This is a genomic window from Pseudomonas oplopanacis (assembly GCF_057128725.1).
The window spans coordinates 275068-287954 of record NZ_JBSKHV010000003.1; the positions used below are offsets into that span (position 1 = coordinate 275068).

At 59.6% G+C, this 12887-nt stretch carries 10 protein-coding genes and 2 pseudogenes; 6 read left to right on the forward strand and 6 right to left on the reverse strand.

Annotation, left to right across the window (positions count from 1 at the left end):
* Positions 1-71 precede the first annotated feature (71 nt).
* Positions 72-506, reverse strand: coding sequence for a thioredoxin TrxC (gene trxC / locus ACWKV5_RS09245; RefSeq protein WP_123435540.1), 435 nt, complete (start codon positions 504-506; stop codon positions 72-74).
* A gap of 193 nt (positions 507-699) precedes the next feature.
* On the opposite strand from trxC, the gene ACWKV5_RS09250 reads away from it, so the two are divergent.
* Positions 700-996 carry a type II toxin-antitoxin system HigB family toxin gene (locus ACWKV5_RS09250; RefSeq protein ID WP_483841031.1) on the forward strand — a complete coding sequence of 99 codons (297 nt, stop codon included), beginning with the start codon at positions 700-702 and terminating at the stop codon, positions 994-996.
* A complete protein-coding gene (locus ACWKV5_RS09255) occupies positions 993-1394 on the forward strand; it encodes a helix-turn-helix domain-containing protein (protein WP_483841032.1) in 402 nt (133 codons plus the stop codon). The genes ACWKV5_RS09250 and ACWKV5_RS09255 overlap by 4 nt, the downstream gene beginning before the upstream one ends.
* A gap of 6 nt (positions 1395-1400) precedes the next feature.
* On the opposite strand, the gene selO is transcribed toward ACWKV5_RS09255, so the two are convergent.
* From selO to ACWKV5_RS09280, 5 genes and pseudogenes are all read right to left on the reverse strand, one after another.
* Entirely contained in the window at positions 1401-2864 is a 1464-nt protein-coding gene (selO, locus tag ACWKV5_RS09260; RefSeq protein WP_483841033.1) for a protein adenylyltransferase SelO, read from the reverse strand.
* Positions 2865-2912: 48 nt separating this feature from the next.
* On the reverse strand, positions 2913-6263 hold the full coding sequence (gene mscK, locus ACWKV5_RS09265; RefSeq protein WP_483841034.1) for a mechanosensitive channel MscK: 3351 nt from the start codon (positions 6261-6263) through the stop codon (positions 2913-2915).
* 34 nt (positions 6264-6297) lie between these two features.
* Positions 6298-8040 (reverse strand): potassium/proton antiporter, encoded by a 1743-nt coding sequence (locus tag ACWKV5_RS09270; protein WP_483841035.1) that lies wholly within the window; start codon positions 8038-8040, stop codon positions 6298-6300.
* Positions 8041-8316: 276 nt separating this feature from the next.
* Positions 8317-9189, reverse strand: coding sequence for a methyl-accepting chemotaxis protein (locus ACWKV5_RS09275; protein ID WP_404942955.1), 873 nt, complete (start codon positions 9187-9189; stop codon positions 8317-8319).
* Positions 9190-9219: 30 nt separating this feature from the next.
* Positions 9220-9942 (reverse strand): annotated as a pseudogene (locus ACWKV5_RS09280) (MCP four helix bundle domain-containing protein); the annotation flags it as partial.
* A 275-nt stretch (positions 9943-10217) separates the two neighbouring features.
* On the opposite strand from ACWKV5_RS09280, the gene ACWKV5_RS09285 reads away from it, so the two are divergent.
* The 4 genes and pseudogenes from ACWKV5_RS09285 (at position 10218) to ACWKV5_RS09300 (ending at position 12786) form a co-directional block, all read left to right on the forward strand.
* Positions 10218-10448, forward strand: coding sequence for a hypothetical protein (locus ACWKV5_RS09285; protein ID WP_007947124.1), 231 nt, complete (start codon positions 10218-10220; stop codon positions 10446-10448).
* Entirely contained in the window at positions 10445-10747 is a 303-nt protein-coding gene (locus tag ACWKV5_RS09290) for a cell division protein ZapA (protein WP_027922059.1), read from the forward strand. Before ACWKV5_RS09285 ends, ACWKV5_RS09290 begins: the two co-directional genes overlap by 4 nt.
* Before the next feature lie 146 nt (positions 10748-10893).
* Positions 10894-11922 (forward strand): annotated as a pseudogene (locus ACWKV5_RS09295) (HAMP domain-containing protein); the annotation flags it as partial.
* Positions 11923-12054: 132 nt separating this feature from the next.
* The gene (locus ACWKV5_RS09300) at positions 12055-12786 is read left to right on the forward strand and encodes a methyl-accepting chemotaxis protein (RefSeq protein ID WP_410921840.1); all 732 of its coding nucleotides are present in this window, start codon (positions 12055-12057) and stop codon (positions 12784-12786) included.
* Positions 12787-12887: the final 101 nt, after the last annotated feature.

A 12887-nucleotide genomic window follows, 5' to 3' on the forward strand; every position in this document is an offset into this window, starting at 1 on the left:
AGTCGATATTAATGTTGACTGTTACATCGTCTTCGCGAGCAGGCTCGCTCCCACTTGGGTTTTTGGTGGTCTTAAATCCCCTGGCTACGCAACCAACTCATCAACTGCGGTAACGGAAAAGCCCCGCTCTGGCGCGCCACTTCCCGGCCGTTCTTGAACAGAATCAGACTCGGAATCGAGCGAATCCCCAACTGCGCCGACAACTGCTGGTTCGCTTCGCTGTCGAGTTTCGCCAACCGGCACTTGCCCGCCAACTGACCGGCCGCCTGCTCGAACACCGGCGCAAACGACTTGCACGGCCCGCACCAGTCTGCCCACACATCCACCAGCAACGGCAGATCGCCTTTGATCTGGCTGGCGTAATCGCCTTGCTTCAATTCGAACGGTTTGCTCAGCAGGACCTCGGCTTTACAGCGACCACACTTTGGGTGATCGCTAAGGCGCTCGGCGGGGATGCGGTTGAGGCCGTTGCAGTGGGGGCAGGGGATGAGGAGTGGATCGGTCATGGTGGGTTCCAGAAAAGGGCTGATAGCTCTTAGTTGGAGACGTCTGCTCACATTTTCAATCGTGTCGCATTCATCGTTGAAACTAGGCTGAGGTGCGTGACGCGCGACCATTGGTCTGCTTATGACTATCGCAGCTTGCGATTGTTTTTGTCTGTGACCTATTCTCTATAGCAGAATGCGATAAGGATGTTGCATGCGAGTGTTTTCTGAAAAACGAATCTGGGAAGCCAAAGAAAAATGGCCCGCTGCAGCAAGCGCGCTGGACCAGTGGTATCGAGTGGTCAAACGTATAGAGCCAAGCGATTTTGCAACGATGAAGTCATCATTTCCGGCAACCGACAAAGTTGGTGAGTTTCACGTATTCGACATTGGCGGCAACAAGTTAAGGTTGATTGCCTATGTCAGGTACCGGCCTCAAAAGCTCTACATCAAGCATGTTCTGGATCACCGCGAATATGATCGCGGAAAGTGGAAGGAGGGAAGGGTATGAGCGTTTTGATCAAAAAGGCTGCTGAGCACTGGGAATTCGTCTCGCCGCTGTTACGCAAACCGAAAAACGAAGACGACTACGACATGTTGGTGCAGGCACTCGACGAGTTGCTCGAGATGACGGGAGATGATGAGTCAAATCCCCTGATGAGTTTGGTGGACATCATCGGTGACTGGATTGAGGAATGGGATCATAAACATCATCCGATGCCCCAAGCCAGTGGCGCCGAAGTTCTTGGCTACATGATGCGTGAGCATGGCCTGACACAGAGCGACCTGCCTGGCGTCGGTACCCAGTCGGTCGTATCCGAAATTCTAAGCGGCAAGCGCCAGCTCAACGTGCGACAGATTCGCTGGTTGGCCGAGCGCTTTGGTGTGTCGGCTGAGATTTTTATCTAATCGGCATCACGACGAACAACTAATCTCCAAATGCTTCCCCCACTCCGGCGGCCGCTCGGCGTAACTCTCCATCCCTGGCTGTTCCTCAAACGGATGGCTCAGCACCGCGTGCAGCCGCCGAACCTCTGAATAATCCCCGCTCTCCGCCGCATCGATAGCTTTTTGCGCCAGGTAATTACGCAGGATGTACAGCGGATTGACCGCATGCATCCGTTGTCGGCGCTGTTCCTGATCAACCACGCCTTCGCGAGCCACCCGGGCGATGTAGAGCACTGCCCAGGCATCGAAGCCCTTGATGTCGACAAAGTCTTCGCGCAAGCGGGCGACGGCCAGTTCCGGTGACTCATCTCCGAGGTGACGGAAAAACAGGCTGTAATCGACGCCACTGTTCTGCATCAGTTGCAGCAGGTGTTCCAGCAGTTTCTGGTCATCGTCTTCAGCGGTGGTGAAGCCGAGGCGGCGGCGCATCAGGTCCAGGTAGTGGGCCTGGTACAGCGGCAGGTACAGCCCGAGGGTTTCGCGCAGGGCTTCGACGCTGATGAACGGCGTCAGGGCCTGCGCCAAGGCGCTGAGGTTCCACTGGCCGATTGGCACCTGGTTGCTGAAGGAGTAACGGCCCTGATCGTCGGAGTGGTTGCAGATGAAGTTGGCGTCGAAGTCGTCGAGGAAGGCGAACGGGCCGAAGTCGAAAGTGATGCCGAGGATCGACATGTTGTCGGTGTTCATTACCCCGTGGCAGAAGCCATAGGCCTGCCACTTGGCGATCAGCCCGGCGTTGCGCTCGACGATTTCGCGGAACATCGCCAGGTACGGTTCCGGTTGTTCCAGGCATTCGGGGAAATGCATGGCCAGCACGTGCTCGCCGAGTTCTTTCTGCTTCTCGGGACGTTTGGTGTAGTAGAAATATTCGAAATGCCCGAAGCGCACATGGCTCGGCGCCATGCGCAGGACCATGGCGGCGCGTTCCTGCTTCTCGCGCCAGACCGGCGTGTCGGAGCCAATCACACACAGCGCGCGGGTGGTCGGGATGTTCAGTGCGTGCAGCGCTTCTGAGGCGAGAAATTCGCGGATCGAGGAGCGCAACACCGCGCGACCATCGCCCATGCGTGAAAAAGGCGTCTGGCCGGCGCCTTTGAGGTGCAAGTCCCAGTGTTCACCGGCCTCGTTGTAGACCTCGCCCAGCAACAAGCCGCGCCCGTCACCCAGCTGCGGGTTGTAGGAGCCGAACTGATGCCCGGAATAGACCATCGCCCTCGGCACCGCGTCGGCCCAGAGCTTGTGGCCGCTGAACAGCTCGGCGAACTCCGGGGTTTCAGCAACGGCCGGGTCCAGGTCCAGCAGCGCCATCGCCGCAGGGCTGGCCACTACCAGGCGCGGATTATCGATGGGCTCGGGCAGCACGTGGGCGGAAAACGTATCGCCCAGGCGAGCAAAACGATTATCGAAGGTCAGTTCGTCCAGGGCTTTCACCGGCCATCTCCAGCAGAATGTCCGAGCATTCTGCTGGGGATAGGACGGTTAGTCGAGCTTGGCGGGTGGCGGCTCTTGCAGCGGTTTGCCATCGGCCAGTGGCACGATGGTTTTGGTTTCCGGCTCGATCGGCACCATTTTGTATTCCTGGCCGTGAAGGTTCTTGAGGTAAACCTCCATTTGCCGGAAAGAAATGTTGATGTGCTGCTTCTTGAATTCGCGGTTGATGAAGCGGTTGACCTCATCGAGCACCGGGTTGCGGTCGCCGAGGTCGCGCACGTGCATGCGCAACTCGTGGTCGAGGGTGCTTTCGCCGAAGTTCAGGAAGTACACATGCGGTTCCGGGTCTTTCAGCACGCGCGGGTTATCGCGGGCAGCCTTGAGCAGCAGCTCTTTCACCAGGTCCAGGTCCGAGCCGTAATCGACGCCAAGCTTGAGGGTTACCCGGGTGATGGTGTCGGTCAGGGACCAGTTGATCAGTTGCCCGGTGATGAACGTCTTGTTCGGGACAATGATGTCCTTGCGGTCGAAGTCGGTAATCGTTGTGGCGCGGATGCGGATCTTGCTCACCGTACCCGACAGGTTGCCGATGGTGATGGTGTCGCCGATCCGTACCGGGCGTTCGAACAGGATCATGATGCCGGAGATGAAGTTCGCGAAGATCTCCTGCATCCCGAAACCAAGACCGACCGACAGCGCGGCGACCAGCCATTGCAACTTGTCCCAGCTCACGCCGAGGGTCGACAGGGTCGAGACAAAACCGATGCCAGCAATCACGTAGGACAGCAGCGTGGTCGTCGCGTAGGCGCTGCCCTGCGCCAGGTTGAGCTTGGACAGTACCAACACTTCCAGCAGACCCGGCAAGTTGCGGGCGAGGGCGAACGTGATGCCGATGATGATCAGCGCGCCGAGCATGTCACCGATGCTGATTGGCACCATGCTCATGGTCGCGCCCGTGCCACTGGTGTATTCGTAGAGGGTGATGTTGTCCAGGTACGAGAACACCGAAATCAGGTCGGACCAGGCCCAGTACAGGGCGGCCATGAAACCGCCAAGCAGCGCCAGACGAATCAGGCGCAAGGACTGTTCGTTGACCTTCTCGATGTCCAGCGTCGGTTCCTCAATCACCGCTTCGCCGTCCCCGGCCTCTTTCGCAGCCTGACGTTTGGTCAGCGCTCGCTGGTACGCCAGACGGCGCGCTGCAACGCTGAGGCCACGGACAAAGGTGGCTTCGATGACCAGCCAGAACATCAGCAGGTACAGGGTGTTGATCAATCGATCACTGAGCTTGAGCGCGGTGTAGTAGTAGCCGAAGCACACGGCCACGAACAACGCGATCGGCAGTGCAGTAAACAGGATTCCCACCAATTTGCGGAACAGCGAAGCGTTTTCGTGTGTCGGGCTGCGCATCAGCAAACGGCTGAGCAGCCAGGCCATCAAGGCGTAACAGGTCAACACCACCGGCATGCCCAGCACGTCATCAGCCAGTGTCGCCGGTTGCAGTTCGGCAACCGCCACCACGGCCACCAGGGCCATCACCACCAGTCCGAGGCGACGGACCCAGCCTTGAAGGAATTCGACCTGAGGTTTCTCCCAGCGGAAATGCAGTTCCGCCACACCGCCCGGCGCGAGGATCCGATAGGCGGTGTAGAACACCAGCCATGCCTGGGCCATTTGCAGCATCGCTGCGCCCATGTTGGCGTTCTGCCCGCGAGCGTCTATTTGCAGTGCGAGACCGCACAAAGCCAGGCCCAACGCGACCGGCATCGCCAGCAAAATGTTGATCAGAATGGCCTGCGGCGTGTGCAACTGGCTGTCGCGCTTGAAGTGGCCGATGTCCTTGTGGACCCTGTTCAGCAGGGCATACAGGCTTTTGCGTCGCCACAGCAGGGCGCCGATCAGCAACACCAGCGGCAGAAACAGCAGCGGCCGTTGAATCAGGCCATCGCTCAATTCACTCAGGCTGGAGGACAACGGTAACGTCGCGACCTGGCGCTGCAAGCGCTCCGGCACCGCGCGTATCCACTCCAGGTCCAACGGCTTGTTGCTGGGAATCCAGAACATCTGTTCATCGAGGGTCGCCCGCAGGCTTTGCGCGGTGCTCAGCAGTTGTTTCTGATTGAGTTGCAGGGTGATGGATTCGTTGAGCACCGCGCTCAATTCGCGGTTCAGTCGTTCCAGCAGATCGGCGCGGGTCGTGGCCAGTTCCAGCAGGCTTTTGCGCAGTTGCGGGGTGACTTGCTCTGGCGGTTGGGTCGACAGCAGGTTATCGACGTAGGTAGCCGGGTTGCTCAGCAGTTCGCGTTGCTGGCTGACTTCAAATTGATAGAGACGAATGTCAGCGATTTGATCGGCCAGGTTACGGTCGAGCTTCAAGCGCGGCAGGGACTGCTTCTGTTTGTAGAGAATCTTGGAGAGCAGCAGGCTGCCCTTGAGCACGTTGATTTGCTCGTCCAGCGCCGAATCGCTCTGGGTGACGTTGTCCAGTTGTTGCTTGGTTTGCAGGTTTTGCTGAGTGACTTCGTTGAGGCGGTCAGTGCTTTTGAGCAGGTAGTCGGACAGTTTCAGGTTGGCCGCGCTTTCGGTGGCCAACAGGGCGCTGCCACCGGATTTCTGCGCCTCGATGGACTGCTGGGTCACCGTTTCCTGAGACTGGGCCAGGCGTTTCTGGTTGATCAGGGTTTGCAGCTCCTGGATCTCCTGATCCAGACGATCGGATTTTTCCGAGAGCAAGTCGTGCTGGCCGCTGCCCAGGTCCTGCAACTGACTGTTGCCGGCCAGTTCCTGACGGCGCAGTGGGATCAGTGCATTCAGGGCGGCGAGTTCGGCATTGAGCAAATCGCGCTGTTCGCCACTCAAGGTTTTGCCGGCATCTTTACCGGTTTTGAGGGTGTTGTTGATTTGTTGAATGCGCGTCTGGCTGGCCGAAATTTCGGCCTGGGCGCGTTCCGGGCGAGTCTGGGCGGTAATCACCAAGCTGTTGGCATCAGCCAGGGCCTTTTGCAGATCGCTTTGCTGGGTCGAGCGCTCGGTGAGCATTTGCTCGAGCTGCGGGATCGACAGGTTGGCGTAGCGTTGCCCGACGGGCTGCGCCTTGGTCGCCTTCAGGCGCGCCAGTTCACGCTGGTTCTCGATGTTCTGCTTCGGCGCGGTGGCCAGTTGCTGTTTGAGATCGGCGAGTTTCTGCTCGTAGTCACGCTCATTGTTGAGCTGGGTGAGCGTGTTCTGCAGGACCGCTTGCAGCGCTTTCTGATCGGCTTCCGGCAGCTTGCGGTCGGCGATCTTGTCCAGGCTCGCCTGCACGGCTTCGCTGGACGGCGGTTCGGCCGCTTGCAGCGTGCCGATGGAGAGGCTCAGACCCAGCAGGGCCATGACGAAAAAGGTGCGCAGGGTTGACATAGAGACCGATCGAAAACGAGACGAAGAATGGAGTTTAGAGGAACAAGCCCGGACCCGGGCGACTTCCTTCGGGGAATCTGACGCCCACTTTGCCGATCTTGTTCCCTTCCATGACCGCCACGGTCCAAATGGTGTTGTTCCACTCCACCTGGTCACCGACCACGGGTGCACCCCCGACTTTCTGGGCGATGAAGTGGCCGAGCGCCATGTCAGGATCGATGCCTTCGACCTTCAACCCGTACAGCGAAGCAACCGCGCCCAGCTGGGCGTCTCCTTCGAGTACGAAGTCGCCGAAGAAGCGCAAATCCAGACCCCGTTGCGGTGCCTGGCTGAAGAGTTTTCCGAGGGCCGGAAGGTTGTGTTCATGGCCAATAACACACAGCAAATCATCGACTTCCAGCACCGTACTACCCGACGGATGGAGCAATTGCTGGCCACGAAACAGGGCGGCGATACGCGTGCCTTCGGGCATTTTCAGCTCGCGGAGGGGCGAGCCGATGCACCATTTCTCGGCACCGAGGCGATAAATGAACAGCTCCCACTCACTGGTGACATGCACTTCCAGGGCCGACCGTGAGATCGGCGCAGGCTCCGGTGGCACCGTCACTTTCAACAGTTTTGCCACCCACGGCAGGCTCGTGCCCTGTACCAGCAGCGACACCAGCACAATAAAGAAGGCGAGATTGAAGTAGAGCTGGGCGTGGGGCAAACCGGCCATCAGCGGGAACACCGCCAAAATGATCGGGACCGCGCCGCGCAGGCCGACCCAGGAAATGAATGCTTTTTCGCGGCCATGGAACGCTTTGAACGGCAGCAGTCCAGCCACCACCGACAGTGGCCGCGCGACCAGAATCATCCACAGCGCCAGGCCCAGCGCGGGCAGGGCGATCGGCAGGAGGTCATGCGGAGTGACCAGCAGGCCCAGCACCAGGAACATCCCGATCTGCGCCAGCCAAGCCATGCCGTCGAGCATGTGCAGAATGCCGTGGCGACTGCGCACCGGCCGATTGCCGATCACCAGACCGCACAGATACACCGCGAGGAATCCGCTGCCGTGCAGGGCGTTGGTCAGGGCAAACACCACCAGACCGCCGGCAATCACCAGAATCGGATAAAGGCCGTTGGCCAGGTTGATCCGGTTGACCAGTTGCAGCATCAGCCAGCCGCCGCTGAGGCCGACGACGGCCCCGATGCCGAACTCGCGCACGAAGTGTCCGAGCAGGCTCCAGTGCAGGCCGGTCTCGCCGCTGGCGAGCATGTCGATCAAGGTGACGGTGAGGAACACCGCCATCGGGTCGTTGCTGCCGGATTCGATTTCGAGGCTGGCGGTGACCCGTTCGTTCAGGCCTTTGCCACCCAGCAGCGAGAACACCGCGGCGGCGTCGGTCGAGCCGACAATCGCGCCGATCAGCAGGCCCTGAATGATGCTCAGGTTAAACAGCCAGGCGGCGACCATGCCGGTCAACGCCGTGGTAATTAACACCCCGATTGTGGCCAGCGACAGCGCCGGCCACAGCGCAACGCGGAAACTCGCGACCCGGGTGCGCAAACCACCGTCGAGCAGGATCACCGCCAGCGCGAGGTTGCCGACCAGATAAGCCGTGGGGTAATTATCGAAAATAATGCCGCCACCGTCGACGCCGGCAGCCATGCCCACGGCCAGGATAATCACCAGAATCGGGATACCAAGACGGGACGAAAGTGAGCTCACCAGAATGCTCGCACCTACCAGCAACGCGCCGATCAGAAACAGGCTGTTGATGGTGATTGCATTCAAAGGCAGTACTCCAGAAAACGAAAGGCGGGCACAAACTGACCATGCAGTCTGCGTGCCAGCGATTCTAACCTGTTGAAATGTGATGCTGTCAAAAAGGTTTTGGCGAGAGGTACGTCACGCCGCCCAGCCGAGCGAACACCTTGTGGCGAGGGAGCTTGCTCCCGCTGGGTTGCGCAGCGACCCCAAATCAGGCGTGTAGGTCTTCCCGGTTGGTTGAGCGACTGCTTCGCAGCCGAACGGGAGCAAGCTCCCTCGCCACAGAGGTGTTGTGGGGTGTCAGAGGCTAAACCGCCCAACCATGTTGTTCAGGTCCAGCGCCAATCGCGACAGTTCATTGCTCGCCGCACTGGTCTGATTCGCGCCGGTCGCCGATTGCACTGACAAATCACGAATGTTCACCAGGTTGCGGTCCACTTCCCGAGCCACTTGCGCCTGTTCTTCAGCGGCGCTGGCGATCACCAGGTTGCGTTCGTTGATCTCGACGATGGCGCTGTTGATAGTGTCCAGCGACAGACCGGCGCCACGAGCAATGTTCAGCGTCGACTCGGCGCGCTCGGTGCTGTTGCGCATCGAATCCACGGCGTGCTCGGTGCCGCTCTGGATGCTGCCGATCATGCGTTCGATCTCGCTGGTCGACTGCTGAGTGCGATGCGCAAGCGCCCGAACCTCATCCGCCACCACCGCAAAACCACGACCGGCCTCACCGGCGCGAGCCGCTTCGATGGCCGCGTTCAGGGCCAGCAAGTTGGTCTGGTCGGCCAGGCCGCGAATCACGTCCAGCACCTTGCCGATGTCGCGGGATTCGTTGGCCAGGTCGCCGATCAGCGTCGCAGTGCTCTGCACGTCGGCGCTCATGCGTTCGATGGCGCTGACGGTTTCCTGCACCAGATCACGGCCATCGCCGGCCGACGTCGTGGCGTTCTTCGAGGCTTCGGAAGTGCTCACGGCGTTACGTGCGACTTCTTCCACGGCGCTGGTCATCTCATTGACCGCAGTGGCCGCCTGTTCGATTTCGTTGTTCTGCTGAGTCAGGCCGCGGGCGCTTTCGTCGGTGACGCTGTTGAGCTCTTCAGCGGCGGACGCCAGTTGCGTAGCCGAACCGGAAATCCGTTGCAGGGTGTCGCGCAGCTTGTCCTGCATCTTCGACATCGCCAGCAACAAGCGACCGGCTTCGTCTTCGCCATCGACCGTGATCGGGCGCGTCAGATTGCCTTCGGCAATTTCCTCGGCAGCGCTCAGGGCGTTGGCAATGGGCTTGGTGATGCTGTTGGTCAGCAACCAGGCAAACAGCAAAGTCAGGCCGGTGGCGATGACCAGCAGGGTGATCACCAGGTTGAACGCTGAGGAATACTGGTCGGCTGCCTGCTGATTGGTGTCGACGGTCTGCTGCGTGTTGATCTCCAGCAAACGGTTGAGCACGGTGTTGACCGCTTCGGAGTTGGTCAGCAAATCGGTGTTGAGCAAGGTGCGCAGTTCATCGACCTGATTGTTGCGCGACAGGCTCTTCATGCGGTCTTCGATCTGACGGTACTGACTCAGCAACTGCACGTATTGATCGTAGGCCGCACGTTCCTGCGGGCTGCTGATCAGTTTTTCGTAGGTCGTCTGGGCGCTGCGAATCTGCTGATTGCGCGTTTCCAGCAGGTCCATGGTTTTCTGCTGTACGTCCGGCTCGCGGTTGACCAGCAAGCGATAAGACAGAACGCGCAGACGCAGGGTCAGCTGCGTGAATTCGTCGAGGCTCTTGATGCTCGGCACGCTGCTTGAGGTGATCTCCTCGGCGGCACCGCGAATCTTGCTCATCTGGTTCAAGGCGAACACGCCCAGGATCAGCATCAAGCTGCCAATCAGGGCAAAACCGAGGAACGCCCGTGGAGCGATATTCATATTACGAAGGGACATGGTGTTTACCGAAGTGAGCGCAACCGTGCGCGCTGAAGCTGACGTATGAGTGACTTATCGGTCATGCGACTAAAGTCTTGAGCCCCTGCGCGTTTTTGTCGCACAAAGGCTCCCGGCGACGAAGTGCAGGAACCGGATCCGCCAATCACAGTCTCTACTGCTCGCGAGAAAGGTCGCCCGCCAGGAAAATCAAGGCTTTAGGCCCTAATAACCCTGGCATCCGTGGTGACTTTTCTTTATCGTACGCGCCCTTTGAAAATGCTCGGAAAATCAAAATGTTGGAAGCATCCCTAAGCCAATTGGAACAGCTGGTAAATGACCTGGTGCAACAGAACCAGGCCCTGCTCGGCAGCAACCAGACCCTGAGCGCAGAACTGGCTCAGGCCAAGGATGAAAACGAAAGCCTTCAGCTGAGCCTGATGGAACAGGAAGAGAAACAAGGCGCCACCGCCGCACGCATCCAGGCCCTGGTTGAGCGCGTCAGCGCCGGTCCGGTCAGCGCATGAATCACGGCGCCGCAGGGGTAAAAGTCGTCTCGATCCTGGGGGAGGACTATTCGATCAAGGCGCCGGCCGGGGAAGAGCAAACCCTGCTGGACGCCGCGATGATGTTGAAAGCTGCTTTGGCCGACACCAAACGGAAGTACCCGACCCTGATCGGTGACCGCCTGCTGGTGCTGGCCGCGATGAATCTGTGCTCGCAGCAAATCGAAATGAAAAAGCAGCACAAGCAGGAACTCGACCGTTACCAAGAGCAAGTCAGCGCCACGGTTGAAGTGATCTCCAAGACGATCAATCAGGCCTGATCGGCTTTGCGCACAACCAAAGAATAAATTGTCGATAAGCGTTGTATACAATCGGCACGGCTGTTGCAGTGTTTCAGCCTCTTATTCTTTGGGGGTGCACCATGCAGTTCTGGCGACGCAGTATTCAATGGCAGTTGATCCTGAGCATGGGCACCGCCCTGCTGGTCAGTATCCTGATCGTGGTAGGCATCTATACCCTCGTGGTTAACCGTCTCGCCCAGAGCTATCTGGTCGAACAAGCCCTGCCGTCGAGCATCGAAGCGATGCGCAACGACATCGAGCGAATCCTCGTTCAGCCCCTTACCGCCGCCAAGGACATCGCCAGCAATAGCATGGTGCGCGACTGGTTGGCCGCGGGTGAAGACAGCGGCCGGACGGCCGAATTCTCGCACTACCTGGAAGGCATTCGCGCTGAACACAAAGCCTTCACCGCGCTGATTATCGGCACCGCTTCAAATCACTATCTGACCGAAAAAGGCCTGGACCGGACCCTCAGCCGTTCCAACCCCAAAGACGCCTGGTTCTACTCATTCCTCGACAGCAACCAGCCGCGCACCCTCAATATCGACAATGACACCGCGACCGGAGAATTGGCGCTGTTCATCGATCTCAAGGTGCAGGCTGCCGGTAAAGTCGTGGGCGTTGCCGGGCTCGGGTTGAGCATGAAAGAGCTGTCGGAGCTGATCCATAACTTCAGCTTCGGGGCGCGCGGCAAGGTCTATCTCGTGCGTTCCGACGGTTTGATCCAGGTGCACCCCGAGGCGCAATTCAGCGGTAAACGCACCTTGGCCGAGCAAATCGGTGCCCCGGCGGCGCAAGCGGTCATGGGTCAAAAAACTGCCACAAACAGTAGCTTTATAAGAGAGGGCGAAGACTTCCTCGCGTTGAGCCTGCCGCTGCGGGACCTGGGCTGGACGCTGGTGGCCGAAGTGCCGCAATCGCAGATCTACGCCGAAGCCCGCCGCGCCATGTGGATGAGCAGCGGCATCGGCCTGGCCGTGGCGCTGGTGTGCCTGTTGCTGGTGGTGTTGCTGGCCCGTGGCTTGGTGCGCCCGATCCGTCAGGTAACAGCGGCACTGGTAGCCATCGGTAGCGGCGGTGGAGATTTGACCCACAGGTTAGATTCCAGTCGTGCCGATGAACTCGGTGACCTGGCGCGCGGATTCAATCGGTTCCTCGACAGCCAGCGTGAAATGATCGGCGAAGTGCTGACCACCAGCGAAAGCTTGCGCACCGCCGTCGGCCAAGTGGCGAAGGTGGTGGACAACACCGCTCAGCGTTCTGGCCGGCAGCAGGAAATGACCGATATGGTCGCCACTGCCGTTCACGAAATGGGCCTGACCGTACAAGAAATCGCCCAGAACGCCGGCAACGCGGCGGTCGCCTCGCAAAACGCTCGCGATGAAGCGATGCAGGCGCGGGAAGTGGTCGGTGGTTCGATTCGGCATATAGAAAGCATGTCCGATGAAATCGGCCTCGCGGCGACGGCGGTGGGCGAGTTGGCCCATCAAGTGGCGTCTATCGATCAGGTGCTGGCGGTGATTCGCGGGATTTCCGAGCAGACCAACTTGCTGGCGCTCAACGCCGCCATTGAAGCGGCACGGGCCGGGGACATGGGACGCGGGTTTGCGGTGGTGGCGGATGAAGTGCGCACCTTGGCGCGACGCACGCAGTCGTCGACCGATGAGATTCAGCAGATGATCGGCAGCCTCAAGCAGGGTGCTGAGAACGCGGTGTCATCGATGCACAGCGGGCAAGCGGCGACGGGCACCGGTGTTGAGTCGAGCCAGCGCACCGGAGCGTCGTTGACGGCGATTACCGGGCAGGTGGAACGGATCAGCGACATGAACCATCAGGTGGCGACGGCGACGGAAGAGCAGTCCGCGGTGACCGAGGAGATCAACCGCAACGTGCAGGGGATTTCGGATTTGGCTCGGGCTACGGCCGGGGAAGTCAGGGCTTGTCGCGAAGACTGCCAGACGTTGCAGCGGTTGGCGGATGATTTGGCGCGGCAGATGAGCAGTTTCAAACTGAGTTGATGTGTTGTCTTTGCGGGACTCTTCGCGAGCAGGCTCGCTCCCACAGTTGATCGCATTTCAACTGTGGGAGCGAGCCTGCTCGCGAATGGATTTCAGCAGCA